This window comes from Schlegelella aquatica (assembly GCF_026013905.1).
GTDB lineage: Bacteria > Pseudomonadota > Gammaproteobacteria > Burkholderiales > Burkholderiaceae_C > Caldimonas > Caldimonas aquatica.
This window is the reverse complement of the sequence record NZ_CP110257.1, coordinates 3247762-3273829: the sequence shown is the minus strand read 5'-3', so window position 1 is coordinate 3273829 and position 26068 is coordinate 3247762. Positions and strand designations below refer to the sequence as shown.

Genomic DNA, 26068 nt, shown 5'->3' with positions numbered 1-26068 from the left:
CTCGTGGCAAAATTATCAAGGCGGCTTCGTGGAAATTGTGCGCTCTAACCCTTCCATCGAGAGGACGCTGTCCGGCAAGCCGGCCAGGGCCTCTCGTGTTGAAAGTTGAGGAAGGTCTGCACAAATGGGCCCCCGCCGTGCTTGGCAAGAGCATGAGCTGCTGAGACCATATCGCCCATGAAGCAACACAGCCTGGGCCTGGGGATGACGGCCAAGCGCACGCGGCGGCGCGAGTTTCTGGAAGAGATGGAACGCGTGGTGCCCTGGGCGGACCTGGTGGCGCTGGTGTCGCCCTACCTGCCCGAGGGCCGGCGCGGACGCCCGCCGTTTGCCCCGGAGACCATGCTGCGCATCCACTTCATGCAGCAGTGGTTCAACCTGAGCGACCCGGCCATGGAAGAGGCGCTGCACGACGTGCCGCTGTTTCGCGAGTTCGCCGGACTGGAAGGCTGGGACGAACGGCTGCCCGACGAGAGCACCATCCTGAGGTTCCGCCACGTGCTCGAACAGCACCAGCTGGCCGCCCAGATGCTGAAGACCGTCAACGACCTGCTGGGCGCCAAGGGGTTGCTGCTCAGGAGCGGCACGGTGGTGGATGCCACGCTGATCGCAGCCCCGAGCTCCACCAAGAACGCCTCGGGGCAGCGTGATCCCGAGATGAAGCAAAGCCGCAAGGGCCAGCAGTGGTACTTCGGCATGAAGTGCCACATCGGCGTGGATGCCGACTCGGGCCTGGTGCACACCGCGCGCGGCACTGGCGGGCACGTCAACGACGTGGTCGAGGCCGCCAGCCTGCTGCATGGGCACGAGCGCGACGTGTTTGCCGATGCGGGCTACCAGGGTGCGGGCAAACGAGCTGACGCGCCGCCCGGAGTGCAGTGGCACATCGCCATGAAGCCGGGCCAGCGGCGGGCCTTGGACAAGACCGATCCCATCGAAGGGCTGACCGAGCAACTCGAGCGTTTGAAGGCGCGCATCCGGGCCAAGGTGGAACATCCCTTCCGGGTGGTCAAGCGCCAGTTCGGGCATGTGAAGGTGCGCTACCGGGGCCTGGCCAAGAACACGGCGCAGCTGCACACGCTGTTTGCGCTGGCCAACCTGTGGCTGGCGCGCCGCCAACTCCTGGGAGCCGGGGCATAGTGCGCCCGAAATGGGCCTGCGGGGCCGCCACGGCCACCGAATCGGCGGGAGTGTTGGCGCATTGGGGCCGAAGGGGGCATCGCAGACATTCGATTTCGAGTCACTCGGGGCGCAGGCACGGTTCAGGGGGCTTTGTGCAGACCTTCCCTAATTCGTCGATCATGATATCTCCGGAAAATCTTTCTCTCGGGCGACTCCGGGATGCGCTTGTACGGGCAGACGTGAAGTCCGTAGACATCGACGAGAACGGATGTTTGAAAGTCACGGTTCACGACCAAACCATCGTGGTCGCTGTGATTGGGCGTCACCAAGTAAGATTCCTGCGACCGTCGACCGCATCGTCCCGGCACCACGCGAATGAGGGGGCGCTGCTAAGTGCCGCCAACAGCCTTAACTCGGACTTGGCTTTCATGACGGGGGCGTACGTGTCAGAGGAGAGCACCCTCATCTTTACGCACGCCCTCTCCGTGTCGGGCGGGGTTTCGGAGTGGAACGTGGCAATGGCGTTACTGGAGTTCGAGATAGAAGCAGCCATCTTGGATCAGCTCGTGGAGAAGGCCCTCGGAGAGGCAGGTCGATAGTCGGGAGATCGACGGGTGACGTCTAACGCCCGCTCTTCTCGGACATATCGCGGCTATAGGCTGAAGCGGGGCCGGCATGCTGTACCGGAGGCTGTTGCCTCAAAGTGCCGGCCCTTTGTGTGAGTCCCTGCATACACTATCTCGTCCGTTTGACACTCCCAGCCTTTGTTGCACTGGTCATGGCACTCACCGGCGCCTCAGGGGAAGGGGGCCTTTCCGTGCTTGAACGCACCGCAGAGACGTTGCCGTCTCTGTACATGATGTTTGCCTTGCCCCACTGGATCTGGGCGGGCGTGGCGAGTCTCTTTGACGCATCAAGGGAGCGGTGGTGGGTGGCTTCATTGGGCTCCACCTTTTGCTTTGTGCCGTCTGGTTTTTCGTCGCCCAGTCGACCGAATCCCACGCGGCCAGTGGTTGGTTTCTCTACCTGCTTGGGGCCCCGGCTTTCCTGGCAACCGGTGCGCTCGCTGGACGTTTCATCGCGGTAAATCGCACCAACCGACATCGCGCCGCGCCGGCACAAGGACATGGTTCGCTCGCCATCCCAGCCGCGCTGCACCTGCGCGGCGACGCTCGACAGGCCGCGGGCGAACTCCGGGGTCGACTTAAGCACCCGCCACAATCCACTCCGCCGCCCGCTCCGCAATCATCAGGGTCGGCGAATTGGTGTTCCCGCTCGTGATCGTCGGCATGACGCTGGCGTCCACCACGCGCAGGCCGGTGATGCCGCGCACTTTGAGGTGGGGGTCGACGACGGCGGTCGGGTCGCTCTCGCGGCCCATCTTGCAGGTGCCCACGGGGTGGAAGATGGTGGTGGCGATGTCGCCGGCCAGGCGGGCGAGTTCTTCGTCGGACTGGTACTGGGGGCCGGGCTTGATCTCTTCGGGGCGGTAGCGCTGCAGAGCCGGTTGGGCGACGATGTGGCGCGTGACGCGCAGGGACTCGGCGGCGACTTTGCGGTCCTCGGGGGTGGAGAGGTAGTTGGGCTGGATCGCCGGGGCGTCCTCCCAGCGCGGCGAGCGGATGCGCACGTGTCCGCGGCTGGTGGGGTTGAGGTTGCACACGCTCGCGGTGAAGGCGTTGAAGGGGTGCAGGGGCTCGCCGAAGGCCTCGAGCGACAGCGGCTGCACGTGGTACTCGATGTTGGGCCACTCGTGCTCGGGTGACGAGCGGGTGAAGGCGCCGAGCTGCGAAGGCGCCATGCTCATCGGCCCCGTGCGGCGCCAGGCGTATTCCAGGCCGATGAGCGCCTTGCCCCACCAGCGCGAGGTGAGGGTGTTGAGCGTCTTGACGCCCTGCACCGAGTAAACGGCGCGGATCTGCAGGTGGTCTTGCAGGTTCTCTCCGACGCCGGGCAGCTCGTGCTTGACCTCGATGCCGTGCTCGTGCAGCAGCGCGCCGGGGCCGATGCCCGAGAGTTGCAGGATCTGCGGCGAGCCGATGGCGCCGGCGGCGAGGATGACCTCGCGGGTGGCGCGCACGGTCTCGATGCCGTGGGGCGTGACGACCTCGCAGCCGGTCACGCGCCAGCCGCCGTCGGGCCGGCGCTCCATCACCAGTTGCTTGACCTGCGCGCCGGTCCACAGCTCGAAGTTGGGGCGCGCCATGCACACGGGCCGCAGGAAGGCCTTGGCGGCGTTCCAGCGCCAGCCGGCGCGCTGGTTGACCTCGAAGTAGCCGACGCCCTCGTTGGTGCCCTGGTTGAAGTCGTCGCTCGCAGGCACGCCGGCTTCCTGCGCAGCGCGGGCGAAGGCGTCGAGGATCTCCCAGTGCAGGCGTTGCTTTTCGACGCGCCACTCGCCGCCGTGGCCGTGCGCGGCCTTGAAGGCGTCGCTCTGCTCGGCAATGCGCTCCGGGTCGAGGCGCCAGTGGTTCTCGTGGCGCTTGAAGTAGGGCAGGCAGGCGTCCCAGCGCCAGGCGTCCTCGCCGGTCTCGCGCGCCCAGGCGTCGTAGTCGCGCCTTTGGCCGCGCATGTAGATCATGCCGTTGATGCTGGAGCAGCCGCCCAGCACCTTGCCGCGCGGGTAGCGCAGCTTGCGGCCGTTGAGCCCCGGGTCGGGCTCGGTCCAGTACATCCAGTCGGTGCGGGGGTTGCCGATGCAGTAGAGGTAGCCGACCGGGATGTGGATCCAGTGGTAGTCGTCGGCGCGGCCGGCCTCGAGCAGCAGCACGCGGTGCTCGGGGTGGCGGCTCAGCCGGTTGGCGAGCAGGCAGCCGGCGGTGCCGGCCCCGACGATGATGTAGTCGAAGGTGGGCGCGTCGGCCACGGCGTCTCCTCGTTGTTGTCGGTCTGCGCGGGGCGTGCCGCCACAGCGCCGCGGCCGTCGGGGGCGCGGCAGCACGAGTCTACGCCGGGCGGGGGCGGGTTTCCCATCGCGCAGGCGACACGGCGGGCGCGCCACGGGCGGCGCCGCGCCGATGCCGCCCGCTGCGGGCCTTTGTAACTACGGGTAAACCCTCGAACCTGCGACAATCCAGCGCCATCATGCTCCGCTCGACCGCCTCCTGGGTGCGCCTGTGGCGCCCGCTTGCCGCGATGACGGCCGTCATCGTCGCGTCGAACTTCCTCGTCCAGTTTCCGATCAACGACTGGCTGACCTGGGGTGCCTTCACCTACCCGGTGGCGTTCCTGGCGACGGACCTGACCAACCGCGCCGCCGGCCCGGTGGACGCGCGGCGCGTGGCGTGGGCGGGCTTCGGGCTGGCCGTGGTGCTGTCGCTGGTGCTGGCGCCCCGGCGCATCGCGCTGGCCTCGGGGGCCGCGTTCATCGTCTCGCAGATCCTCGACATCGCCGTCTTCAACCGCTGGCGCCAGCAAAGCTGGTGGAAGGCGCCCTTCATCGGCTCGGTGGTCGCGTCGGTGGTCGACACGCTGCTGTTCTTCTTCCTCGCGTTCGCTGGCACCGAGTTCGACTGGCTGATGCTGGGGGCGGGCGACCTCTCGGCCAAGTGGTTGATGGCGGCGGTGCTGCTCGCGCCCTACCGCGCGATGCTGCCGCGACTCGACCGCTGGGTGCCGGCGCGATGACGGTGGCGGCCACCGCATGCCCCGCGGCGCGCGGCCCGGCTGCGGCGCCTCTTGAAACCCGGCGCGGCGCCCCCACTCTCGGCGCCGCCGACGGGCGGCGCCCGGTGCACGGCCCTCGGCCGAGCCCGTGCGCGCCGTCGCGTCTCAGATCCTGCCCCGGGGGCCCTGCGGGCCCGCTGGCGCTTGTCCACTCCCACTCAGAAGGAGCTCTTGCATCATGAACCGTTCTCGGTCCCTCATCGCCACCTTGCTTGCCACCGCCTTCGTTCTTGGCGGTTGCGCCTCCACCCAGCTCGACCAGCCGGCCGCGGCCCCGACGAGCACCGGCAGCGCCGGCGCGACGGCCGCGCCGCAGTCGCAGGTGACGACGGTCAACACCGGCAACGCCGCAGCCACCGGCCAGGCGGCCGAGAATCTGGCGCGCGCCATCTACTTCGACTTCGACAGCGCGGTCATCAAGGCCGAGCACCAGCCGACCCTCAGCGGCTATGCCAAGCTGCTGTCGAACAGCGAGCAGCGCAAGCTCACGATCGAGGGCCACACCGACGAGCGCGGCAGCATCGAGTACAACCTCGCGCTCGGCCAGCGCCGTGCCGAGTCGGTGCGCAAGGCCCTGGCGCTGCTGGGCGTGAAGGACGCGCAGATGAAGGCCGTGAGCTACGGCGAGGAGCGCCCCGCCGTCGACGGCCACGACGAGGAGGCGTGGTCCAAGAACCGCCGCGCCGAGTTCAAGCTGCGCTGAGGCCCGGCGCCCGGCCGCCCGAAGCCGGGCCGCAACCCCCGCGGGGGGTGGGGCGTACGCCCCGGGGGCAAAGAGGTGCCGCCCGGCGCCCGGCCGCCCGAAGCCGGGCCGCAACCCCCGCGGGGGGTGGGGCGTACGCCCCGGGGGCAAAGAGGTGCCGCCCGGCGCCCGGCCGCCCGAAGCCGGGCCGCAACCCCCGCGGGGGGTGGGGCGTACGCCCCGGGGGCAAAGAGGTGCCGCCCGGCGCCCGGCCGCCCGGCCGAACAAGCCTCTTGCAACGCCGCCTGCGGGCGGCGTTTGCGCCTCCGGCGCCAGTCACTTCACCGGGATCGGCGTGGCGGCCGGCACCGGCACCGCGGTCACGCTGTTCTGCGGCGATCCTTCGATCACCCGCTCGGAATAGGTCAGGTACACGAGCGCGTTGCGCTTGCGGTCGACCATGCGCACGATGCGCAGGCGCTTGAAGAGGATGGACATGCGCTCGCTGAAGACTTCTTCCTGCACGGGCAGCGGCTGCGCGAAGCCGATGGGCCCGACCTGCCGGCAGGCGATCGACGCTTCGGACTTGTCTTCGGCCAGCCCGAGCGCGCCCTTGATGCCGCCCGTGCGTGCGCGCGAGACGTAGCAAGTCACGCCCGACACCTTCGGGTCGTCGTAGGCCTCGACCACGATCTTGTGGTCGGGCCCGATGAACTTGAACACGGTGTCGACGGAGCCGAGCTCCTCGGCCGAGGCGGGCACCGCGGCCGCCCCGAGGGCGCCGGCGAGCGCCGCGGCGGCCGCGGCCCGTGCCGCGCGCCAGCGGGCGGGCTGAAGACGAGATGCGGCCGCTTCGGGCGGGGTGGATGCGTGAGGGTGTGCCATGGCGACAGGATGCCACGGGGGAAGCGTGCCGGACCCGACGTTGCGCCTGCGCGTCTTTCTGCTTAAGATCGGTGCGTTCGATTTACAGAACAGATGGGGGAGAATGTCGAACATCGCTGTCGGTTTGGGGCGGCAGATCCGCCGGGTTCGCGAGCAACGAGGATGGACGCTGTCGGGGTTGGCCGAGCGGTGCGGCATCGCCAAGTCCACCCTTTCCACGCTCGAGGCCGGGGAGGGGAACCCGACCGTCGAGACTTTGTGGACGATCGCGAGCGCTTTGGAGGTCCCGTTCTCGCTCTTGCTGGAGGACGAGGCAAGTCACGGCGCCGGCGCGGCAACCGCCCGCGATCCAGGCTCCGTCGTTCGGCTTGTCGAACGACGGGCGGGCCCCCCCACCATCGAGGTCTACTCGGTCGACTATGCCGCGGGGTACCGCCGCGAAGCGCCGCCGCATCCCGCAGGGGTGCGCGAGCAGGTCACGGTGCTCGAGGGAGCGATGTGGGTGGGCGATCCTCGGCACCCGCGCCTTCTGCGGGCGGGGGAGTCCCACAGCTTCCCTGCCGATCGACCGCACTTGTACGCGGCCTTCGAAGGGCCCAGCAGAGCGCTCGTCCTCGTGCAGTATCCGCAGCGCGAGGCTTTGCAAGGGCCCTTCGTGCTGGCCTTGGATTGGCCGCAACGTGAAGAGGAATGGGAAGGGGTCCGTGCGGCCACCGATCGATTGCTGATCGAGGTGGCGAACGGCATCGGCGCCCGGCTCCTTCGTTTCCGCAACTGCAAGCTGCCCGCCCCACAGGCAGGGCAGAGGCTGGCTGAGCAGATCGTGCAGCGGCGAGACGGCTTTACCTGGCCGGTGTACGCTGTCGCCGGCCACGACGTCGAAGGCCCGTACATCGCTGTCTCGCCGCTGCGCTACACGCGCGCCTTCGCTCGCGCGCAGGGCGATGCGCCGCGCACCTTGCTGACGGAAGCGGTGCAGTGGGCGCGTTGGGCCGAAGCGCCTGGCCGACCTCTGGACGAGGGGACTCGCCGCCAGCTGCGTCGACGGGCGGCGAGCGATTCGTGGATCTTGAGTGCCCTCGCGGCCGAGGTCCTCACGCAGCGTGGAGAGCTGACCCTGCCGAGCCCGCTGCGACAGCGGGCGCGCCGCCGGCTCGCGACCCCGGCTGCGGGGGGCGACGGCGGCTTTTCGAGCCGTATCGACGTCGACGACTACGACGCCTTCGAGTTGTTGCACCCGGCCTACGCTCGCCAAGTGGTGGCCATGGCCGAGGACGTGCAGCAGTTTCTGCCCGCGCACGCGCGAAGCGACGCCCGCAGCGCCTTGGATGTCGGCACCGGGCCGGGTGTGCCGCTGCTGATGTTGCAGGAACTGCTGCCGGCACAACGATTCATTGCCATCGAGCCCGATCCGAAGGCCTTCGCCTACCTTCAGCACAAGCTGCGCGGCCATCCCCACGTGCAGGCGCTGCAGGCGGACTTCCTCGAAGCCGACTTGGCGCCGCAATCCTGCGACCTCATCACGTCCGTCGGCGCCTCGCATCACTTCAATACCGCCTTCATGCTGCAACAGGCGATGCGACTGCTGCGGCCCGGGGGTGTCCTCGTGATCGCCGACGAGTTCCTTCCGCCATTTGCCCAGCTCGCTCAGCGCAACTTGGCCCTGGTGCGGCACCACGCGGCGTATGTGCTGGCCGCCATGGCCTGGATCGGGCGAGAGCCCCTCGGCACACTGCCGCCTGGGGAGTGGGCGGGGTACCGGCGCTTTCAGGATTCGCTTTGTCTGGCTTTGCTCGATGCCGAGGCCGGACGCGAGACCGCCGCGGTCGAACGATGCCGCGAACTCCTCCTCGAGTGGAGGAATACCGGTCTGCCCGAGATGCCCGAGCACCCGGTGGCGGCGTACATGCGGTTTTTCTGCCTCGAGCTGCAGGCGATGGTGGCGGGGTTCGATGACGAGGTCGAGCGCAAGACGCATCCCAAGCGTTTCCTGGAACTGGCGTGTCTGGCCGGCTTCGAGCTGTTACGGCACCGCCGCGTGTTCGCCACCGCGGGCCACGACGATTGGGATGGTGGCACGCACGTCTTCGCCTTGCGCAGGCCCGCCGAGGGGTGAGGGGGCGGCGATGGCGGCACGAAGACCGGCCCCGTTCCTGCGCGGACTCGGCGCGAGCTCGTCGATCGCGATCGGGTACCTGCCGATCGCATTCTCGTTCGGCCTGACCGCGGTGCAGGCCCAGGTGCCGGCCTGGGCGACCGTGCTGATCTCCGCCGTGGTGTTCGCGGGGGGTAGCCAGTTCGTGCTGATCGCCCTGTTGTCGTCGGCAGCGCCCGTGCTCGGAACGGTGGGAGCGGTGTGGCTCATGAACGTGCGGCACCTCTTCTACGGCCCCGCGCTGGCGTCCCGGTTGGGCGCGCCCGCGTGGCGGCTGCCGCGGCCGCTGCTGGCTTTCGGCTTGACCGATGAGGTGTTCGCTGCGGCGGCGGGGCGGTTGCAGGGGCTGCCCGTCGATGAGCGGCAGGCCTGGCTGGTGGGGCTGCAAGCGGGCGCCTATGCGGCCTGGGTGGCGGGCACCCTCCTGGGCGTGCGCTTCGGCGAGCAGCTCGCGGCGGTTTCGCCCGTATTGCGCGAGACCCTCGACTTCGTGCTGCCGGCGCTCTTCTTCGCCCTGCTGCTCGAAGTCGTCCGTCAAACGCCCAAGCAGGCGACCGCGGCCGCGGCGGCGGTGGCGGCGGTGTTGCTGCCCTGGTGGCCGGCGCATGCCGCGATGCTCGCCGGCATGCTGGGCGGGGCGGTGTGGGGAGCGCGAGGCGGCGACCGGGTGCCGGCTTCGGGAGCCGCGGGCGTACCGGGCCGCGACGATGGGCTGGACGACAGGGGACGCCGATGACTGAACGGCTGCTGTGGATCATCGTGGCTTGCGGCATCGGCACCTTCCTGATGCGCCTGTTGCCCTTGTACTGGCGGCCGTCCCCGGTGCCCTCGCCGGCGGCGCGGGCGCTGCGGCGCATGCTCGAAGCGTTGGGACCGGCCGCGATCGCGGCACTGCTCGTCGTCTCGTTGTGGCCCTATGTCGGTCGCGGCTCGGGCACGCTCGGCGCTGCGGGTGCTCTGGCGGGCTTGGCCGGGGTGGCGCTGGCGCGCGGGTGGTGGGGCGGACTGGCGCTGCCCACGCTGTTCGGCGTCGTCTGCCATGGGCTGGTGCGCTGGGCGGGGGCCTGAGCCGTCCCTCGCGCGGTGCCCCGGACGCCGTGCGCTCCTCAGGGGGCAGGAGGTGGCCGTGGTATGTTTCGCGCTGCCCGCTGCCTGCCTCCTGCCGCCTCGCCCGCCATGCGCCCTCCACACCCCCGCCTGCTCGCCGCCGTCGGCGCCGCCCGCCCACCTGTTTTGTGTGGACGGGCCCCGGTGACCTGGCGCGGCGGTCTGGCGGCGTTCGCCCTGGCGCTCGTGGCCGCGCTGCCCGGGCCGGCGCATGCGGGCCAGGTGTTGGTCGCGGTGGCCGCCAACTTCGCAGAGGTCCTGAACGAGCTCAAGCCCGGCTTCGAACGCCGCACGGGCCACACGCTGGTCGCCACCACCGGCTCGACGGGCAAGCTGTACGCCCAGATCAAGGGCGGGGCGCCCTTCCAGGTACTGCTGTCGGCCGATGCGCACACGCCCGAGCGGCTGGAGCGCGAGGGCCTGGGGGTGCCGGGCACCCGCTACACCTACGCGCTGGGCCAGCTCGCGTTGTGGAGCAAGACGCCGGGGCTGTGGGGGGGTGACGCCGTCGCCTACCTGCGCGCGGGACGGCTGCGGCACGTGGCCCTCGCCAACCCTGAGCTGGCGCCCTACGGCGTCGCGGCGCGCGAGACGCTGCAGGCGCTGGGGGTGTGGGACGCGCTGAAGGACAAGGTGGTGATGGGGCAGAACATCGGTCAGACCCATTCGCTCGTGGCCACCGGCGCGGCCGAGGTGGGCTTCGTGGCGCTGTCGGCGCTCAAGGGCCCGCGCCAGGCCGTGGAGGGCAGCGTGTGGGTCGTGCCGGCGCGGCTGCATTCGCCCATCGTGCAGCAGGCGGTGCTGCTCGCCCCCGGGCGCGACGTGCCGGCCGCGCGGGCGCTGCTGCAGTACCTGAAGTCCGACGAGGCGCGCCGCACCATCGAGGCCTGGGGCTACGGGGTCGAGTGAGGCGATGACGCTGCCCGACCTGGCGCCGCTCGTCCTCACGCTCAAGCTGGCGGCCTTGACCACGCTGGTGCTGCTGCTGCTCGGCACGCCGCTGGCATGGTGGCTCGCGCACACGCGCTCGCGCTGGAAGCCTGTGGTGGAGGCCACCACGGCCTTGCCGCTGGTGCTGCCTCCCACCGTGCTGGGCTTCTACTTGCTCGTGCTGCTCAACCCGCAAGCGCCGCTCGGGCGCTGGTGGCTCACGCTCACCGACAGCACGCTCACGTTCTCGTTCGCGGGGCTGGTGGTGGCTTCGGTGATCTATTCGCTGCCCTTCACGGTGCAGCCGTTGCAGGCGGCGTTCGAGGCCGTGGGCCGGCGCCCGCTGGAGGTGGCGGCGACGTTGCGAGCGTCGCCGTTGGACGCCTTCTTCACCGTGGCCACGCCGATGGCTGCGCGCGGCTACCTCACCGCCACCGTGCTCACCTTCGCACACACCATCGGCGAGTTCGGCGTGGTGCTGATGGTGGGCGGCAACATCCCGGGGCAGACGAAAGTCATCTCCATCGCGATCTACGAACACGTGGAGACGATCAACTATCCCGCCGCACACACGCTGTCGGCCGGGCTGCTCGCCTTCTCCTTCCTCGTGCTGCTGTTCGTGTACGTCTGGAACCGGCGCTACCCCGTGCATCTGCGCTGACATGCCCACGCTCCATCTGGCCGCCCAGGCTCACTATCCGGACTTCGCGCTCGACGTGCGCGGCGACTGGCCGCTCGAAGGCATCACCGCGCTGTTCGGCCCGAGCGGCAGCGGCAAGAGCACCCTGCTGCGCGTGATCGCCGGGCTGGAGCCGCGTGCGAGGGGGCGTGTGGCGCTGGACGATGAAGTCTGGCTGGCCGAGCCGCCGGCGCGCCCGGTGCCGGCGCACCGCCGGGGGGTGGGGCTCGTGTTCCAGGAGGCGGGCCTCTTCCCGCACCTCACCGTCGAGGGCAACCTGCGCTATGCCGAGAAGCGCTCGCGCGGCGTCGGCGCCGCTGCCGTGCGCTGGGAGGACGTGGTGCGCGCGCTCGATCTCGCCGGGCTCTTGCACCGCAAACCGGGGTCGCTCTCGGGCGGCGAGCGTCAGCGCGCGGCGCTCGGGCGCACGCTCCTGGCGCGGCCGCGCCTGCTGCTGATGGACGAGCCGCTCGCGGCGCTCGACGCGCGCCGCAAGGCCGAGATCCTGCCCTACATCGAGCAGCTGCCGCGTGCCTTCGGCGTGCCGGTCATCTACATCACGCACGACATCGACGAGGTCACGCGGCTGGCCGACCGGCTGGTGCTGCTGTCGCAAGGGCGGGTGGTGGCGGCCGGCCCCTTGCATGAGCTGCTCGAGCGGCTGGACTTGCAGCCGGCCACCGGTCGCTTCGAGGCGGGCGTGGTGCTCGAGACGCGCGTCGAGCACCACGACGAGCGCTTCCGCCTCACCCACGTGCGCCACGGCGCGCAGGCGCTCGTCGTGCCGATGACCGACGTGCCGGTCGGCACGGTGTTGCGTCTGCGCATCCGCGCGCGCGACGTGGCGCTCGCCGTCGAGCCTCCGCGGGGGCTGAGCATCCGCAACGTACTCGCCGGCACGCTCGCGGCGCTGCACGAGGAGCCGGACACGCCGTTCGCCGAGACGCTGGTGGACATCGGCGGCGCCCGCCTGCGCGCCCGGCTGACCCGCGAGGCCGTGGTGGATCTGGGCCTGACGGTGGGGCAGCCCGTCTATGCGCTCGTCAAGACCATCGCGCTGGACCGCCGGGCGGCCGCCAAAGCCGAATGAACCCCCAGGCCCCAGCCGGCGCGCGCGTCACAGCGCGAGCCTCGCCGCCAGGCCCACCGAGGCGCATGCGGCCAACAGCGGGATCACCCCCACCTTGAAGCGGAACAGCGCGACCGCCGCCGCCACCGCGATGAGCGCCGAGACGGCGTCGAACGGCCCGCCGAAGCCCTGGGGCCACAGCACGTGGTAGGCGAAGAACAGCGCGAGATTGACGATGACGCCGACCACCGCCGCGGTGATGGCCGACAGCGGGGCGGTGAAGCCCAACTTGCCATGCGTGGCCTCCACCAGCGGGCCGCCCGCGAGGATGAACACGAACGACGGCAAGAAGGTGAAGAACGTGACGACGCAGGCCGCCAGCGTGCCGCCGAGGAAAAAGCGGTCCGGCCCCGCCACCTCGGCCAGCCAGCCGCCGACGAAGCCGACGAAGGCCACGACCATGATGAGCGGCCCCGGCGTCGTTTCGCCCAGCGCCAGCCCGTCGATCATCTGCGCGGCCGACAGCCACTGGTGGTGCTCCACCGCGCCCTGGTAGACGTAGGGCAGGACCGCATAGGCCCCGCCGAAGGTGACGAGCGCCGCCTTGGTGAAGAACCACCCCATTTGCGCGAGCGTGGACTGCCAGCCTTGCGTGGCGACCAGCGCGAGCATCGCCGCGCCCCACAGCCCCAGGCCCACCGCCAGCACGCGCAGCAGGCGGGCCCGGGTGAAGCGGGCGTGCGGCGGCGGCGGGGTGTCGTCGTCGATGAGGGCCGGCCCGGCGCTCGGCCCCGCCGCGCCATGCCCGCCGCCGAGTGCGAAGACCCCAGGCGCCCGCTGCGCGCCGAAGTGCCCGATGAGGCCGGCTGCGATGACGATGGCGGGGAAGGGCACGTCCAATGCGAAGATGGCGACGAAAGCCGCGGCCGCGATGCCCCACATCCAGCCGTTCTTGAGCGCCCGCGTGCCGATGCGATGGGCGGCGTGCAGCACCAGCGCCGTGACCGCCGGCTTGATGCCGTAGAAAATCCCGGCCACCACCGGCACGTCACCGAAGCGCAGGTACACCCACGACAGCGCGATCAGGATGGCGAGCGACGGCAGCACGAACAAGGCGCCCGCGACAATGCCGCCCCAGGTGCGGTGCAGCAGCCAACCGATGTAGGTGGCCAGTTGCTGCGCCTCGGGGCCGGGCAGCACCATGCAGTAGTTCAATGCATGCAGGAAGCGCTGCTCGCTGATCCACCGGCGGCGCTCGACCAGCTCGGTGTGCATGATTGCGATCTGCCCGGCCGGCCCGCCGAAACTGATGAAACCGAGCTTGAGCCAGAAGCGCAGGGCTTCGGCGAAGCTGACGGCGGCGGGGGCTGGCCGCGGCGTGGGGGCAGGGGGTGTGTCCGGCATGGCGCGCAGCATACGCGAGCCGCGCCCCGGAAGACGGAACATGGCGACCGCTGGCGAGTCCAATGAGGAGGCCGCCGCCGGCGGGCCGCTTGCGCGCCGCCGCGCCCGCCCGTATGTCCGGTCCCGAGAGGGTGGGGCTTGGTGCGCGGCCGCAGGGGGCCGTTTCTCTGAGGAGGACGACATGGTGCAAATCAAACATTGGCAAGACGCGGTCAACGCCGTGCTGGGTGTGTGGCTGGTGCTCTCGCCCTGGGCCTTGGGCTTCCAGAGCGAGACGACGCCGATGGCCAATGCGGTGATCGTGGGTGCCGCGCTGATCGCGGCCGCGCTGGGCGCCATGCTGGTGCCTCGCGCCTGGGAGGAATGGACCGAGCTGGTCCTGGGCCTGTGGATGATCGTGGCGCCCTGGGTGCTCGGCTTTGCCGCGATGCGTGAGGCGATGCTGGCCTCGACGATCACCGGCGTCGTGGTCGCGGCGCTCGCGTTGTGGACGCTCGCCACCGATCCCGAGTGGGGCGGCTGGTGGCGCCGAGAAGCCCATTGACGGCCGCACGAAGGGTGGCACTGGCCACCCTTCGGTGTTTCAGGCCTGCCCGAGCGCCGGAAAGAGTTTGACCAGCCCGTCGGCCATGATCTCGACGGCCAGGGCCGCGAGGATCAGGCCCATGAGGCGGGTCATGATGTTGATGCCCGTCTGCCCCAGCATGCGGGCGATGCGGCCCGCGGCCGACAAGGCCAGGAAGGCCGCCACGCCGATCACCACGCCGTAGCCCACCAGCACGCCGAGTTCCCACCAGTGACGGGTCTTCTGCGCGTAGATCACCATCGTGGAGATCGTCGCGGGCCCCGTCAGCAGCGGGATGGTGAGCGGCACGACCGCGATGCTCGCGCCGCCATCGGCCTTGGAGGCGCCTTCGGCCACGTCTTCCTTGCGCGTTTCTGCTGGCTGGGCCTGCAGCATCTGCAGCGCGCTGATGAGCAGCAGCATCCCTCCGCCGACCTGGAACGACGCGATCGAGATGCCGAAGAACTCGATGATGCGCAGGCCCGCCAGGGCGCTGATCGCCACCACCAGGAAGGCGGTGAACGAGGCCACGCGGATCGTTCGCAGCCGCTGCTCGCGGCTGAAGCCCTGCGTGAAGTGGATGAAGAACGGCACCACGCCGACCGGATTGACGATGGCCAGCAGCGCGATCAGGGGCTTGATGAGGTCCATGCGGCCACCGTGCAGCGCTCAGCGCCCGCCGCTCACGTCGAGCAAGGCGCCGGTCGTGTAGCTCGCCTGCGGCGACAGCAGCCACACGATCGCCTCGGCCACTTGCTCGGCGGCCCGTGCGTCGCGGTGGTAGTTGACCACCACCCGGTGTCCGAGCCGAGCGCAAAGGCGCGCCGTGTCGGCGCCGATGCCGCGGCTCGCGCCGGTGATGAGCGTGATGGGCGTCGTCATGCGGCGATTGTGCGTGAGTTGTGCGCCAGGTTGTGCGCGAGTTGCGCACGAGTTGCGCGAGCGCCGCACGCCAGGGGCACGGCTCAGGGCAAGTCCCGAAAGCCCGGCACCCGAGCGGTGGCTAGAGTGGCTCATTCGACTGTCGACGAGAACGCCCAAGAAGGAGACACCCGATGAAACGACGCACGCTGCTCGCCGCCGGACTGGCTGGCGGCGCGACGCTCGGCCTGCCGGCCCTGGTACGCGCCCAGGCGATCGAGAAACCGAAGGTCACGATCGCGGTAGGGGGCAAGAACCTGCTGTACTACCTGCCGCTCACGGTGGCCGAGAGCTTGGGCTACTTCAAGGACGAGGGGCTCGAGGCGCAGGTGGTGGACTTCGCCGGGGGCTCGCAGGCCCTGCGCGCCGTGGTGGGTGGCAGTGCGGACGTGGTCTCGGGCGCCTTCGAGCACACGGTCAACATGCAGGCCAAGGGCCAGCGCATGCGCGCGTTCGTGCTGCAGGGACGCGCGCCCCAGATCGTGCTCGCGGTCAACAAGCGCACGATGCCCAACTTCAAGTCCCTGGCCGATCTCAAGGGGCGGAAGATCGGCGTGACCGCTCCCGGCTCGTCGACCAACATCATGGCGAACTTCGTGCTCGCCAAGGCGGGCCTCAAGCCCACCGACGTGAGCTTCATCGGCGTGGGGGCCACCAACGCGGCCATCGCGGCGATCCGCCAGGGCCAGATCGACGCGCTCTCGCACCTCGACCCGGTCATCACCATCCTCGAGCGCGCGGGGGACATCCAGATCGTCACCGACACGCGCATCGTCGCCGAGGCCGACCGCGTGTTCGGCGGGCCGATGCCCGCGGCCTGCCTCTATGCGCCGCAGACCTTCGTCGACCGGCACCCCCACACCGTCCAGGCGCTGACCAATGCCATCGTGCGCGCCGACAAGTGGATCCAGCGCGCCGGCCCGGGCGAGATCATCAAGGTCGTGCCCGAAGGCTTCCTGCTCGGCGACCGGGCGGTCTACATCGATGCGTTCCTCAAGAGCAAGGGGGCCCTGTCGCCGGACGGCATGATCCCCGAGCAGGGGCCCGCCACCGCCCTGCGCGCGCTCGCCAGCGTCGACGAATCCCTCAAGGACGCCCAGCTCGATCTCGCGGCCGTCTACACCAACGAGTTCGTCAAGAAGGCGAACGCAAAGTATCCGAAGGGATGAGCGCCGCCGCCCGGCCGCCCGAAGGCGGCGCTCACCTCCCGCGGGGAGGTGATCACGAAGTGATCGGAGGGTTGTCATGAGCGCCGCCGCCCGGCCGCCCGAAGGCGGCGCTCACCTCCCGCGGGGAGGTGATCACGAAGTGATCGGAGGGTTGTCATGAGCGCCGCCGCCCGGCCGCCCGAAGGCGGCGCTCACCTCCCGCGGGGAGGTGATCACGAAGTGATCGGAGGGTCGTCATGAGCGCCGCCGCCCGGCCGCCCGAAGGCGGCGCTCTTCCTCCCTCGGGGAGGTGGTCACAGAGTGACCGGAGGGCCGACATGGCCGCCGCCGCCCGGCCGCCCGAAGGCGGCGCTCCGGCTCTGTCTTTGCGCGACGTGACCTGCACCTTCGTCGACCGCGAAGACAAGAGCAAGCGTTACACGGCCGTGCGCGACGTCACGCTCGACCTCGCGGCGGGCGAGTTCGTCTCGGTCGTCGGGCCCACCGGATGCGGCAAGAGCACCTTGCTCAACGTCGCGGCCGGGCTGCTGCAGCCCAGCACCGGCAGCGTCGCCGTCTTCGGCGAGCCGCTGGCCGGCATCAACCGGCGCGCCGGCTACATGTTCCAGAGCGACTCGCTGATGCCCTGGCGCACGGCGGCCGAGAACGTCGCCGCGGGGCTCGAGTTCCGGGGCGTGCCCCGGGCCGAGGCCTGTTCGCAGGCCGAGGAATGGCTCAAACGCGTGGGCCTGGGCGGCTTCGGCGACCGCTACCCGCACCAGCTGTCCGGTGGGATGCGCAAGCGCGCCAGCCTGGCACAGACCTTGATCCTCGACCCCGACATCATCCTGATGGACGAGCCCTTCTCGGCACTGGACATCCAGACGCGCCAACTGATGGAGAACGAGTTGCTCGCCTTGTGGAGCTCGGGCACTGCCCGACCGCGGCCCGACCTCGCCAGCGGCGGCCCAGGCCGCAAGGCGGTGCTCTTCATCACGCACGACCTCGACGAAGCGATCGCGCTGAGCGACCGCGTCGTCGTGATGAGCGCGGGCCCCGGCTCGCGGCCCATCGGCGAGTTCCGGATCGACCTGGAGCGCCCGCGCGACGTGGCCGAGGTCCGGGTGGCGCCCCGCTTCATCGAGCTGCACCAGGCCATCTGGGCCGTGCTGCGCGAGGAAGTGCTCAAGGGCTACAAGCAGCAGCTGGCCGCCGCGTGAGCCACAGCCTCGGGAGGTGAGCCGATCCGAAGGGCCGCCCCCGGGCCCGTGGCCCCGTTGCAACGACGAACCGTGTTTCCCCGCACACCGATGTGGTCCTCGATCAAACCCAACCCCCGCAACCTGCGGCTGTGGCAGGCCGGCCTGCTCGTGGCCGTCTTCGCGTTCTGGCACGTGATGACCCAGCCCGGGCTCATCCCGCCATTGCTTTTCGACAACGACCAGCAGGCCGCGTTCTTCTTCGGCGAGCCGCTCAAGATCTTCGCCCGCATCTGGGACTGGTTCTTCGGTGCGGCCGACATCTACGTGCACCTGTGGATCACGCTGCTGGAGACGCTGCTGGCCTTCGGCATCGGCACCGTGTTCGGCCTGGTCATGGGCCTGTGGCTCGCGTTGAGCCCGGTGGCCGCCGCGATCCTCGACCCCTACATCAAGGCGCTGAACTCGATGCCGCGCGTGATCCTGGCGCCGATCTTCGCGGTGTGGTTCGGCCTCGGCGTGGCGAGCAAGGTCGCCCTGGGGGTCACGCTCACGTTCTTCATCGTGTTCTTCAACGTGTATCAGGGCGTGAAGGAGGTGAGCCCGGTGGTGCTCGCCAACGCGAGGATGCTCGGGGCGAGTCAGAAACAGCTGCTGCGCCACGTGTACCTGCCCAGCGCGACGAGCTGGGTCTTCAGCTCCCTGCACACCTCGGTGGGCCTGGCCTTCGTCGGTGCGGTGGTGGGCGAGTATCTCGGCTCCTCGCAAGGCGTGGGCTACCTCATCCTGCAGGCCGAGGGCAGCTTCGACATCAACACCGTGATGGCCGGCATCCTCGTGCTCACCGCGTTCGCGCTCGTGCTCGATGCCGCCGTGGGCCAGGTGGAGCGGCGCCTGATGAAGTGGCAGCCCCGCAGCGGCGAGACCGAAAGGATCTGAACAGGCGGGCGCGGCGGCCGCGCCTCGGGAACGGGGGTTGCTGCCTTTTCGTGCATGACCCCTGCACGGAGGCCCCCCATGGACGACACCTTGCCGACCCCCACCGCCGAGCGCGTGCGCGAAGCGAGCCCCAGCCGCGCGAACGAACGCATCCGCCGCATGACGGAGGCCCACATCGCCTACGCCGCGCGGCAGGGGCCGCAGTACATCGAGGAGCGACTGGCCGAACTCGACCGCGAGTGGGACATCGAGCGGTGTTTGGAGGCGACGGCGGCCTCGTTCAGCCTGATCGGCATGACGCTGGGCGCGACGGTCAACCGCAAGTGGTTCGCGCTGCCCGCGGTGGTCGCGGCCTTCCTGTTGCAGCATGCCATCCAAGGCTGGTGCCCGCCGCTGCCGCTGCTGCGTCGCCTCGGCGTGCGCACGGCCGACGAGATCAACCGCGAGCGCTACGCGCTGAAAGTCCTGCGCGGGGATTTCGCGGACGTTCCTTCGACCGACGTGACGCACAGCGTGGACGAGGTGCTGGGCGCGATCCGCCATTGAAGGGCGCCGTACCGTTGCCGCGAGGGCGCCCCGCAGCGTCACAATCGGGCATGACCCCGACGAGGTGAGCATGCCCAAGGACCACGCGACGATGGAGGACTCGAATCGGTCCTCCAACCCGGACATTCACAGCCTCAGCGACGCGGGCCGTCGGCGTTGGTTGTGCGGCGGCCTCTCGGCCTTGGGGGCCGGGTTGCTCGGCCCGGCGCTCGCCGCCTGCGGCGCCCCCGGTCCACGCGCGTTCTCCACGCGCGGGGCCTTGGGCTTTCAGTCGGTCCCGCCTTCGCGAGCCGACACCATCGTGGTGCCACCCGGCTACGTCGCACAGGTCATCGCCTCGTGGGGCGAGCCGGTGGGCATCGCCGGGCAGATGCCGCCCTTCAAGCCCGATGCGAGCAACACCGCCGAGGATCAGGCGCTGCAACTGGGCATGCACCACGACGGCATCCACTACTACCCGCTCGACGGCAGTCGCCGCGGCCTGCTCGCGATGAACCACGAGTACACCGACGACGGCCTGCTGCATCCGGACGGCATGCAGCCCTGGACGCCGGAGAAGGTGCGCAAGTCGCAGGCCGCCCACGGCGTGTCGGTGATCGAGGTCGAGCGCCTGCCCGACGGCCGCTGGCAGATGGTGAGACCCTCGCGGTACGCGCGCCGCATCACCGTGCACACCCCGATCGCGATCGCGGGCCCGGCAGCCGGCCACCCGTTGATGCGCACCGCCGCCGACCCGCTGGGCGAGCGGGTCCTGGGCACGTTGAACAACTGCGCGAGCGGGCGCACGCCCTGGGGCACCTACCTCACGGGCGAGGAGAATTTCATCGGGTACTTCAGCGGGCCAAAGACGCCCGATGAGCACGCGCGGCGCTGGGGGCTGCGCCCCGGCAGCTGGTACCGCTGGCACGAGCACGACGAGCGGTTCGACGCCGAGAAGCACCCCCACGAGCCGAACCGCTTCGGCTGGATCGTCGAGATCGACCCGCTGGATCCGACCTCCACGCCCGTCAAGCGCACCGCGCTCGGCCGGGCGGCGCACGAGGGCGCGTGGGTGGCGGTGACCCGCGATGGGCGGGCGGTCGTCTACTCCGGCGAGGACGCCCGCTTCGAGTACATCTACAAGTTCGTCTCGCGCGACCCCATCCGCCCCGGCGGTGCGCGCGCCAATCGCGAGCTGCTGGACCACGGCACCTTGTATGTGGCGCGTTTCGACGCCGATGGCCGTGGCCGCTGGTTGCCGCTCCTGCACGGCACCGGCCCACTCACGGCCGCCCACGGCTTTGCCGACCAGGGCGAGGTGCTCATCAAGACCCGCCAGGCGGCCGACCTGCTCGGCGCGACCAAGATGGACCGCCCCGAGTGGCTCGCGATCGACCCGCTTTCCGGCGAGGTCTACTGCACCCTCACCAACAACTCGCGTCGGGGGCAGCCCGGCCACCCCGATGTGGACGCCGCCAACCCGCGAGCCGGCAACGTGATGGGGCACATCATCCGCTGGAAGGAGGCGGGCGACTTCGACGCCACCTCGTTCACATGGGACCACCTCGTGCTGGCCGGCGACCCGGCCAACGAGCGGCCCGAGGCGCGGGGCAACATCCTGGGCGACCTCTTCGCGTGTCCCGATGGCATCGCCTTCGACAGCCGCGGGGTGCTGTGGATCCAGACCGACGCGCACGCCTCGCAGTTGCACCGCGGAGAGTTCGCGCGCTTCGGCAACAACCAGCTGCTGGCCTGTGACGTCGCGACGGGCGAGGTGCGCCGTTTCCTCACCGGCCCGGTGAACTGCGAGATCACCGGCCTCACGTTCACGCCCGACCTGCGCACGATGTTCCTGAACGTGCAGCACCCCGGCGAGTCCCCCTCGGACCGCAGCGATCCGGCCGACCCCACGCGCTACTCGCGCTGGCCCGACGGAGGGCGTCCGCGCTCGTCCACCGTGGTGGTCCGCCGCGCGGACGGGGGCGTCATCGGGACGTGACGGCAGGACGCGACTTGGGGTGGCGCGCGCAGGCTCGCTACGCCCTCGGCGCGCGCCACCCGGCGCCGTTCACTTCGCGGTGGGCATCACGAACTCGGCGCCCTTGGGCGTGCTCTCGGGCCAGCGCTGCATCACCGACTTCTGCTTGGTGTAGAAGCGCACGCCTTCTTCGCCATAGGCATGCATGTCGCCGAACAGCGAGCGCTTCCAGCCGCCGAAACCGTGCCACGCCATCGGCACCGGGATCGGCACGTTGATGCCGACCATGCCCACCTCGATGCGGCGCGCGAACTCGCGTGCGATGTGGCCGTCGCGCGTGAAGCAGGCGACGCCGTTGCCGTACTCGTGCGCGTTGACCAGCTCGACCGCCTCGGCGAAGTCCTTCACGCGCACGCACGAGAGCACGGGGCCGAAGATCTCCTCGCGGTAGATGCGCATCTCGGGGGTCACGTGGTCGAACAGCGTGCCGCCCAGCCAGAAGCCGCCCTCATGGCCCGGCACCCGGTAGCCGCGCCCGTCCACGACGAGCGTGGCGCCGCTGGCCACACCGTCCTCGATGTAGCCGCAGATGCGGTCGAGCGCCTGCCGCGTGACGATCGGGCCCATCTCGGCGTCCAGTTCCATGCCGTTCTTGATCTTGAGCGCCTTGGCGCGCTCGGCCAGGCGCGGCACGAGCTTGTCGGCCACGTCGCCCACCAGCACCGCCACGCTGATGGCCATGCAGCGCTCGCCGGCGGAGCCGTAGGCCGCGCCCACCAGCGCATCGACCGCCTGGTCCAGGTCCGCGTCGGGCATCACGACCATGTGGTTCTTGGCGCCGCCCAGCGCCTGCACCCGCTTGCCGAAATGCGCGCCGCGCTCGTAGATGTAGTGCGCGATGGGCGTCGAGCCGACGAAGCTCACCGCCTTCACGTCCGGGTGCTCCAGCAGCGCATCGACGGCGACCTTGTCGCCCTGCACGACGTTGAAGACCCCATCGGGCAAGCCGGCCTGCTTCAGCAACTCGGCCATGAAGAGCGAGGGCGACGGGTCGCGCTCGCTGGGCTTGAGCACGAAGGTGTTGCCGCAGGCGATCGCGACCGGGAACATCCAGCACGGCACCATGCACGGGAAGTTGAACGGCGTGATGCCGGCCACCACGCCCAGCGGCTGGCGCATCGTCCAGTTGTCGATGCCGGTCGACACCTGCTCGGTGTAGTCGCCCTTGAGCAGTTGCGGGATGCCGCAAGCGAACTCCACGATCTCGATGCCGCGCGTGACTTCGCCCTGCGCGTCGGTGAACACCTTGCCGTGCTCGGCGGTGATCATCGCGGCCAGGGTGTCGCGGTGCTGGTTCAGCAGTTCGAGGAACTTGAACATCACCCGTGCACGGCGGATCGGGGGCGTCTGCGCCCAGCCGGGCAGCGCCTCCTTCGCAGCGGCCACCGCCGCCTGCACGTCCTCGGGCTCGGCCAGCACCACCTGCCGGGCCACCGCGCCGGTGGCGGGGTTGTAGACGTCCTGGCGGCGCAGGGCGCGCCCGGCGGTCGCCTGTCCCGCGATCCAGTGGCCCACCTCGGCCTTCAGGCCGACTTCCATGCGTTCGGCAGCGCCCATGTCGTCTCCTCGGTGCAATGCGTGCGATTCGACCAGTCTAGGCAGCGGTGGCCCGTGCGCCAAGGTCGATCGACTGACATCATTGTTCAGTTCGGTGAACAATCGACGCCATGTTTCGCCCACGGGCCAGGCCGGTGGGACGAGGGGCTTTGTATCTTTGCCCCCGGGGCTGGCGCACTGCCCCCCAGGGGGTGTCGGCCCGGCTTCGGGCGGCCGGCCGCCGGGCCTCATGAGGGACACGACGATGGGCGATGCACGCATCGAGGGGTTGTGGGCGCACGTCCATGCGCTGGGCGAGCTCGCGCGACAGGGCAGCTACACCGGCGCCGCGCGGCGGCTGGGCATCTCCAAGGCGGCGATGAGCCAGCGCATTGCCGAGCTCGAGCGGGCCGCCGGTGTGCCGCTCGTGCAGCGCACCACGCGCTCGGTGCGGCTCACCGAAGCGGGCCAGCAGCTCGTGGAGGCCACGCGCGAGGCTTATGAGCAGATCGAGCGCAGCTTCGCCAGCGTACGCGACCTCGCCGGCGAGCCGCGCGGGATCGTGCGCATCACCGCGCCGGTCGCGCTCGGGCGGCAGCAGATCGTGCCGCGCCTGGCGGACTTCCTGCGGCGCTACCCGCAGGTGCGCGTCGAGATGGACCTGTCCGACCGGCTCGTCTCGCTGGCGCAGGAGGGCTTCGATCTCGCGATCCGCCATACCGCGAGCCCGCCCGACACTCACGTGGCCTGGGCCCTGTGCGAGACGCGCTCCTGGCTGGTGGCCAGCCGCGCCTACCTGCGCCGGCGCGGCGAGCCCACCCACCCGCGCGAGCTCGAGGCGCACGACTGCCTCGCGTACCCGCGCCCAGGCGCCGCGCCGGCGTGGAGCTTCGAGGCCCGCGACGGCACCCGGGTCACGGTGCCGGTGCGGGGCAGCTTCGCGGCCAACAACAGCGAGGTGCTGCGCGAAGCGGCGTTGCAGGGGCTGGGGCTCGCCGTGCTGCCCGATTTCAGCGCGCAACAGGCGCTGCAAGCAGGCCGCCTGCGCGCCGTGCTGCCCCGGTGGCGACCGGTGGGCGCGTTCGGTGAGCGCATCTACGCGATCCGCCCCTACAGTCCGGTCGTGCCCCGGGCCGTGCAGGCGCTCGTGGCCCATCTGCGCGAGTCCTTGCAGGGCGGCTTCGTGTGAGGGGGAGCAAAAAAACACCCGCCGGGAGGCGGGTGGCAAGTCCAGTCAAGGACGTCGTTGGGAGAGGTGAGCGCCGCGCACGGCGGGGCTGCGGCGCTGATCGGGCGCCGGCCCGCGGCCTTCGAGCCGCAGACGGGCGGTATGTCTGTTCACAGCTTGAGAAGGACTGTAACCCCCGCCGCGCTGCGCCCCTATCCCCCGGATAGGGGACAAGGAACACGGCATCGTTTACACGCGTTCCGTTTAGAGCGCCATACCGTCCTGCGGGGACTTCGGCCTGCGGCCGCGCGCGGCGTGTGGCACCATGCGCGGCGCCGAGCCCGTCCGAGGGGCGCTGCACGCGCATCATCGGCTTGACGTGAGTCAAGACCGGCCAGCACCCGGTCGGCGAAGCTCGGCTTGTTTGCACACGACAGGAGTGACGATGAAGATCTTGATTGCGGTGGACGGCAGTCCCTTCACCAAGCGCATGCTGGGCTATGTGGCCGCGCACGACGAACTGTTCGGTCCGGCGCACGAGTACACGCTGCTCACCGCCGTGCCGGCCGTGCCCCCCCGCGCGGCCGCCGTCATCGACAAGCAAACACTGGCCGAGTACTACGCCGACGAGGCCGAGAAGGTCCTCAAGCCGGTGCGTACGTTCTTCGAGAAGCAGGGCCTGAAGGCCAAGACGAGCTTCAAGGTGGGCCATCCCGCCGAGGTCATCACCAAGGCCGCGACCACCGGCAAGTTCGAGCTGCTCGTCATGGGCTCGCACGGCCACAACGCGCTGGGCAACCTGGTGCTCGGTTCCGTCGCCACCAAGGTGCTGGCCGACTGCAAGACGCCGGTGCTCCTGATCCGCTGATCCCGCCCGCCCGGCCAGTTCAAGGCCGGGCCGTTCCCTCTCGAGCGGCCCCGCCGGCCGGGCCGCTTTCCGCTTTGGCTTTGTCTTGACGACGCTTCGGGCTCCGGCCCTCCGTCGCTCAGGCCGCTGCGGGCTTGCGCGGCCCACCGCACAGGCCATGGAAGCAGGTGGCCAGCAGGTGGCGGATGATCTCGTCGTCGCTGTACTGGCCGCCCGCCTTCAGCAGGCTCAGCACCGGATCGCAGGCCCGCGCGAACAGCGTGTACAGCACCACCTCCGCCGGCAATGCCGGGTCGATGAGGCCCGAGGCCTGCGCCTCGGCGATCCACCGCCCGAGCCGCTCGCTCACTTCCACCAGCCGGTCCATGTAGTCGCGGTTCGCCAGCAGCGCCTGCCGCAGCGACGAGTTCTGAGCCGGCAACGAGGGCATCTCGCCGGCCAGTTGGACTTCCATCGTCCAGCGCACGACCGCCTGCAACTGCTCCAGCGGCCCCACGTCCGCCCGCGCCTGGCGCTCGTCGAGGAACGCCAGCGCGCGGTCGAGCACGCGGATCATCGCTGCGGCGGCCAGCTCCTCCTTCGAGGTGAAGTGCTTGTACAGGCTCGCCTTCGCAATGCCCACCTCGGCGGCGACCTCGTCCACCGTCATCAGGTCGAAGCCCTTCTCGGCCAACAGGCGGTTGACCGCCGCGAGGATCGCATCCTCGCGGGCGCGCAGCATCTGTTCGCGGAAGGACAAGCGGGCCATGCCCCATTCTAGGCATCCCCGCCGCAAGTTGAACGTTTTCGTTCCATCGAGTACGAAGTAGTCGTGAAACAACCATGGAGTTTACGTGCTGAACCGATGAGTCTATATTGGTCCCACGGTCGCGCAGGCGGCCGCAAGACGGCAGCCGCTCATGCCCCGCGCGGCTGCGGGCAGGGGCCGCGTCGCACCTGCCGGCCTCGAGCCGAAACCGCGGGGTCTGACTCAGCAGGAAAGCACAGATGAAACTCAAGTCATGGTTCGCCGCGGCTGCCCTGGGTGCCGGCCTGGTCTCGGGCGCCTGGGCCAAGGACATCGTGGACGCGGCGGTCGCCGCCGGCTCGTTCAAGACGCTGGTGAGTGCGGTGCAGGCCGCCGGGCTGGTCGACACGCTCAAGGGGCGGGGGCCCTACACGGTGTTCGCGCCCACGGACGAAGCGTTTGCCAAGGTGCCGAAGGAGCAGCTCGATGCGCTGCTGAAAGACAAGGACCGCCTGCGCGCGGTGCTCACCTACCACGTCGTGCCGGGCAAGGTCATGGCGCAGGACGTCAAGCCGGGCAAGGTGAAGACGGTGCAGGGGCAGGAGCTGACGCTCACGACCGAAGGCGGCGTCAAGGTCGATGCGGCGCGCGTCGTGCAAGCCGACGTGATGGCGGACAACGGGGTCATCCACGCCATCGACACCGTCGTGATGCCGCGCTGACGCCGCGGCGCGC

25 protein-coding genes and 2 pseudogenes are annotated in these 26068 nt (G+C 70.2%); 18 read left to right on the top strand and 9 right to left on the bottom strand.

Going from position 1 to position 26068, the window contains the following annotated elements:
* Positions 1-177 precede the first annotated feature (177 nt).
* Positions 178-1140, top strand: coding sequence for an IS5 family transposase (locus OMP39_RS15000; protein ID WP_264892646.1), 963 nt, complete (start codon positions 178-180; stop codon positions 1138-1140).
* 717 nt (positions 1141-1857) lie between these two features.
* Here OMP39_RS15000 and OMP39_RS14995 read toward each other — a convergent pair.
* Positions 1858-2334 carry a hypothetical protein gene (locus tag OMP39_RS14995; RefSeq protein WP_264892645.1) on the bottom strand — a complete coding sequence of 159 codons (477 nt, stop codon included), beginning with the start codon at positions 2332-2334 and terminating at the stop codon, positions 1858-1860.
* Entirely contained in the window at positions 2327-3988 is a 1662-nt protein-coding gene (locus OMP39_RS14990) for a GMC family oxidoreductase (RefSeq protein ID WP_264892643.1), read from the bottom strand. Before OMP39_RS14990 ends, OMP39_RS14995 begins: the two co-directional genes overlap by 8 nt.
* Positions 3989-4206: 218 nt before the next feature.
* Between OMP39_RS14990 and OMP39_RS14985 the strand changes: the two genes are divergently transcribed.
* The gene (locus OMP39_RS14985) at positions 4207-4749 is read left to right on the top strand and encodes a VUT family protein (protein WP_264892641.1); all 543 of its coding nucleotides are present in this window, start codon (positions 4207-4209) and stop codon (positions 4747-4749) included.
* Positions 4750-4966: 217 nt separating this feature from the next.
* Positions 4967-5491: a peptidoglycan-associated lipoprotein Pal gene (gene pal, locus OMP39_RS14980; protein ID WP_264892640.1), complete on the top strand. Its 525-nt coding sequence runs from the start codon at positions 4967-4969 to the stop codon at positions 5489-5491.
* A gap of 315 nt (positions 5492-5806) precedes the next feature.
* Here pal and OMP39_RS14975 read toward each other — a convergent pair whose 3' ends face one another.
* Positions 5807-6355, bottom strand: a complete 549-nt coding sequence (locus OMP39_RS14975; RefSeq protein ID WP_264892638.1) for a CreA family protein — start codon at positions 6353-6355, stop codon at positions 5807-5809.
* 103 nt (positions 6356-6458) lie between these two features.
* Here OMP39_RS14975 and OMP39_RS14970 point away from each other — a divergent pair, with 103 nt between their 5' ends.
* The 6 genes from OMP39_RS14970 (at position 6459) to modC (ending at position 12316) form a co-directional block, all read left to right on the top strand.
* Positions 6459-8471, top strand: a complete 2013-nt coding sequence (locus OMP39_RS14970) for a helix-turn-helix domain-containing protein (protein WP_264892636.1) — start codon at positions 6459-6461, stop codon at positions 8469-8471.
* Between the two features lie 10 nt (positions 8472-8481).
* Positions 8482-9246 (top strand): AzlC family ABC transporter permease, encoded by a 765-nt coding sequence (locus tag OMP39_RS14965; protein WP_264892634.1) that lies wholly within the window; start codon positions 8482-8484, stop codon positions 9244-9246.
* On the top strand, positions 9243-9578 hold the full coding sequence (locus OMP39_RS14960) for an AzlD domain-containing protein (protein ID WP_264892633.1): 336 nt from the start codon (positions 9243-9245) through the stop codon (positions 9576-9578). Before OMP39_RS14965 ends, OMP39_RS14960 begins: the two co-directional genes overlap by 4 nt.
* A 183-nt stretch (positions 9579-9761) precedes the next feature.
* Positions 9762-10526 carry a molybdate ABC transporter substrate-binding protein gene (gene modA, locus OMP39_RS14955; protein WP_264892631.1) on the top strand — a complete coding sequence of 255 codons (765 nt, stop codon included), beginning with the start codon at positions 9762-9764 and terminating at the stop codon, positions 10524-10526.
* A 4-nt stretch (positions 10527-10530) separates the two neighbouring features.
* Complete coding sequence (modB, locus tag OMP39_RS14950; RefSeq protein ID WP_264892630.1) at positions 10531-11208, top strand: molybdate ABC transporter permease subunit; 678 nt, start codon at positions 10531-10533, stop codon at positions 11206-11208.
* A gap of 1 nt (position 11209) precedes the next feature.
* On the top strand, positions 11210-12316 hold the full coding sequence (gene modC, locus OMP39_RS14945) for a molybdenum ABC transporter ATP-binding protein (RefSeq protein WP_264892628.1): 1107 nt from the start codon (positions 11210-11212) through the stop codon (positions 12314-12316).
* 27 nt (positions 12317-12343) lie between these two features.
* Here modC and chrA read toward each other — a convergent pair whose 3' ends face one another.
* Positions 12344-13699 (bottom strand): chromate efflux transporter, encoded by a 1356-nt coding sequence (gene chrA, locus OMP39_RS14940; RefSeq protein ID WP_425340645.1) that lies wholly within the window; start codon positions 13697-13699, stop codon positions 12344-12346.
* A 181-nt stretch (positions 13700-13880) separates the two neighbouring features.
* On the opposite strand from chrA, the gene OMP39_RS14935 reads away from it, so the two are divergent.
* Positions 13881-14243 carry an SPW repeat protein gene (locus OMP39_RS14935; protein ID WP_264892625.1) on the top strand — a complete coding sequence of 121 codons (363 nt, stop codon included), beginning with the start codon at positions 13881-13883 and terminating at the stop codon, positions 14241-14243.
* A gap of 39 nt (positions 14244-14282) precedes the next feature.
* Here the strand turns inward: OMP39_RS14935 and OMP39_RS14930 are convergent, their stop codons facing one another.
* The 3 genes and pseudogenes from OMP39_RS14930 to OMP39_RS15415 form a co-directional block, all read right to left on the bottom strand.
* Positions 14283-14915: a MarC family protein gene (locus tag OMP39_RS14930; RefSeq protein ID WP_264892624.1), complete on the bottom strand. Its 633-nt coding sequence runs from the start codon at positions 14913-14915 to the stop codon at positions 14283-14285.
* Positions 14916-14933: 18 nt separating this feature from the next.
* Positions 14934-15090: pseudogene (locus OMP39_RS14925) on the bottom strand (SDR family oxidoreductase); the annotation flags it as partial.
* Positions 15036-15281 (bottom strand): annotated as a pseudogene (locus OMP39_RS15415) (hypothetical protein); the annotation flags it as partial. The pseudogenes OMP39_RS15415 and OMP39_RS14925, both read right to left, overlap by 55 nt.
* 38 nt (positions 15282-15319) lie before the next feature.
* Between OMP39_RS15415 and OMP39_RS14920 the strand changes: the two are divergent.
* From OMP39_RS14920 to OMP39_RS14900, 5 genes are all read left to right on the top strand, one after another.
* The gene (locus OMP39_RS14920) at positions 15320-16354 is read left to right on the top strand and encodes an ABC transporter substrate-binding protein (RefSeq protein ID WP_264892620.1); all 1035 of its coding nucleotides are present in this window, start codon (positions 15320-15322) and stop codon (positions 16352-16354) included.
* A gap of 317 nt (positions 16355-16671) precedes the next feature.
* Positions 16672-17553 carry an ABC transporter ATP-binding protein gene (locus OMP39_RS14915; protein WP_264892618.1) on the top strand — a complete coding sequence of 294 codons (882 nt, stop codon included), beginning with the start codon at positions 16672-16674 and terminating at the stop codon, positions 17551-17553.
* 90 nt (positions 17554-17643) lie between these two features.
* Entirely contained in the window at positions 17644-18471 is an 828-nt protein-coding gene (locus tag OMP39_RS14910) for an ABC transporter permease (protein WP_264894585.1), read from the top strand.
* A 78-nt stretch (positions 18472-18549) separates the two neighbouring features.
* Positions 18550-19017, top strand: a complete 468-nt coding sequence (locus OMP39_RS14905) for a DUF2892 domain-containing protein (RefSeq protein WP_264892616.1) — start codon at positions 18550-18552, stop codon at positions 19015-19017.
* Between the two features lie 70 nt (positions 19018-19087).
* The gene (locus tag OMP39_RS14900; protein WP_264892614.1) at positions 19088-20995 is read left to right on the top strand and encodes a PhoX family protein; all 1908 of its coding nucleotides are present in this window, start codon (positions 19088-19090) and stop codon (positions 20993-20995) included.
* Between the two features lie 69 nt (positions 20996-21064).
* Here OMP39_RS14900 and OMP39_RS14895 read toward each other — a convergent pair whose 3' ends face one another.
* Positions 21065-22591 (bottom strand): CoA-acylating methylmalonate-semialdehyde dehydrogenase, encoded by a 1527-nt coding sequence (locus OMP39_RS14895; protein WP_264892612.1) that lies wholly within the window; start codon positions 22589-22591, stop codon positions 21065-21067.
* Between the two features lie 229 nt (positions 22592-22820).
* Between OMP39_RS14895 and OMP39_RS14890 the strand changes: the two genes are divergently transcribed.
* Positions 22821-23759 (top strand): LysR family transcriptional regulator, encoded by a 939-nt coding sequence (locus OMP39_RS14890; protein ID WP_264892611.1) that lies wholly within the window; start codon positions 22821-22823, stop codon positions 23757-23759.
* A gap of 424 nt (positions 23760-24183) precedes the next feature.
* Positions 24184-24606 carry a universal stress protein gene (locus tag OMP39_RS14885; RefSeq protein ID WP_264892609.1) on the top strand — a complete coding sequence of 141 codons (423 nt, stop codon included), beginning with the start codon at positions 24184-24186 and terminating at the stop codon, positions 24604-24606.
* A 118-nt stretch (positions 24607-24724) separates the two neighbouring features.
* On the opposite strand, the gene OMP39_RS14880 is transcribed toward OMP39_RS14885, so the two are convergent.
* Positions 24725-25354, bottom strand: a complete 630-nt coding sequence (locus tag OMP39_RS14880) for a TetR/AcrR family transcriptional regulator (RefSeq protein ID WP_264892608.1) — start codon at positions 25352-25354, stop codon at positions 24725-24727.
* Positions 25355-25593: 239 nt separating this feature from the next.
* Between OMP39_RS14880 and OMP39_RS14875 the strand changes: the two genes are divergently transcribed.
* Positions 25594-26055, top strand: a complete 462-nt coding sequence (locus OMP39_RS14875; RefSeq protein WP_264892606.1) for a fasciclin domain-containing protein — start codon at positions 25594-25596, stop codon at positions 26053-26055.
* The last annotated feature ends 13 nt before the right edge of the window (positions 26056-26068 follow it).

What these genes read in the sequence shown, in the direction of transcription:
- modB (WP_264892630.1), top strand. Translation starts at nt 10,531, where the DNA reads ATGACGCTGCCCGACCTGGCGCCGCTCGTCCTCACGCTCAAGCTGGCG.
- pal (WP_264892640.1), top strand. Translation starts at nt 4,967, where the DNA reads ATGAACCGTTCTCGGTCCCTCATCGCCACCTTGCTTGCCACCGCCTTC.
- OMP39_RS15000 (WP_264892646.1), top strand. Translation starts at nt 178, where the DNA reads ATGAAGCAACACAGCCTGGGCCTGGGGATGACGGCCAAGCGCACGCGG.
- OMP39_RS14880 (WP_264892608.1), bottom strand. Translation starts at nt 25,354, where the DNA reads ATGGCCCGCTTGTCCTTCCGCGAACAGATGCTGCGCGCCCGCGAGGAT.
- OMP39_RS14905 (WP_264892616.1), top strand. Translation starts at nt 18,550, where the DNA reads ATGGACGACACCTTGCCGACCCCCACCGCCGAGCGCGTGCGCGAAGCG.
- OMP39_RS14875 (WP_264892606.1), top strand. Translation starts at nt 25,594, where the DNA reads ATGAAACTCAAGTCATGGTTCGCCGCGGCTGCCCTGGGTGCCGGCCTG.
- OMP39_RS14960 (WP_264892633.1), top strand. Translation starts at nt 9,243, where the DNA reads ATGACTGAACGGCTGCTGTGGATCATCGTGGCTTGCGGCATCGGCACC.
- chrA (WP_425340645.1), bottom strand. Translation starts at nt 13,699, where the DNA reads ATGCCGGACACACCCCCTGCCCCCACGCCGCGGCCAGCCCCCGCCGCC.
- OMP39_RS14890 (WP_264892611.1), top strand. Translation starts at nt 22,821, where the DNA reads ATGAGGGACACGACGATGGGCGATGCACGCATCGAGGGGTTGTGGGCG.
- OMP39_RS14895 (WP_264892612.1), bottom strand. Translation starts at nt 22,591, where the DNA reads ATGGGCGCTGCCGAACGCATGGAAGTCGGCCTGAAGGCCGAGGTGGGC.
- OMP39_RS14975 (WP_264892638.1), bottom strand. Translation starts at nt 6,355, where the DNA reads ATGGCACACCCTCACGCATCCACCCCGCCCGAAGCGGCCGCATCTCGT.
- OMP39_RS14920 (WP_264892620.1), top strand. Translation starts at nt 15,320, where the DNA reads ATGAAACGACGCACGCTGCTCGCCGCCGGACTGGCTGGCGGCGCGACG.
- OMP39_RS14935 (WP_264892625.1), top strand. Translation starts at nt 13,881, where the DNA reads ATGGTGCAAATCAAACATTGGCAAGACGCGGTCAACGCCGTGCTGGGT.
- OMP39_RS14900 (WP_264892614.1), top strand. Translation starts at nt 19,088, where the DNA reads ATGCCCAAGGACCACGCGACGATGGAGGACTCGAATCGGTCCTCCAAC.
- modC (WP_264892628.1), top strand. Translation starts at nt 11,210, where the DNA reads ATGCCCACGCTCCATCTGGCCGCCCAGGCTCACTATCCGGACTTCGCG.
- OMP39_RS14885 (WP_264892609.1), top strand. Translation starts at nt 24,184, where the DNA reads ATGAAGATCTTGATTGCGGTGGACGGCAGTCCCTTCACCAAGCGCATG.
- OMP39_RS14970 (WP_264892636.1), top strand. Translation starts at nt 6,459, where the DNA reads ATGTCGAACATCGCTGTCGGTTTGGGGCGGCAGATCCGCCGGGTTCGC.
- OMP39_RS14910 (WP_264894585.1), top strand. Translation starts at nt 17,644, where the DNA reads ATGTGGTCCTCGATCAAACCCAACCCCCGCAACCTGCGGCTGTGGCAG.
- OMP39_RS14915 (WP_264892618.1), top strand. Translation starts at nt 16,672, where the DNA reads ATGGCCGCCGCCGCCCGGCCGCCCGAAGGCGGCGCTCCGGCTCTGTCT.
- OMP39_RS14985 (WP_264892641.1), top strand. Translation starts at nt 4,207, where the DNA reads ATGCTCCGCTCGACCGCCTCCTGGGTGCGCCTGTGGCGCCCGCTTGCC.
- OMP39_RS14965 (WP_264892634.1), top strand. Translation starts at nt 8,482, where the DNA reads ATGGCGGCACGAAGACCGGCCCCGTTCCTGCGCGGACTCGGCGCGAGC.
- OMP39_RS14930 (WP_264892624.1), bottom strand. Translation starts at nt 14,915, where the DNA reads ATGGACCTCATCAAGCCCCTGATCGCGCTGCTGGCCATCGTCAATCCG.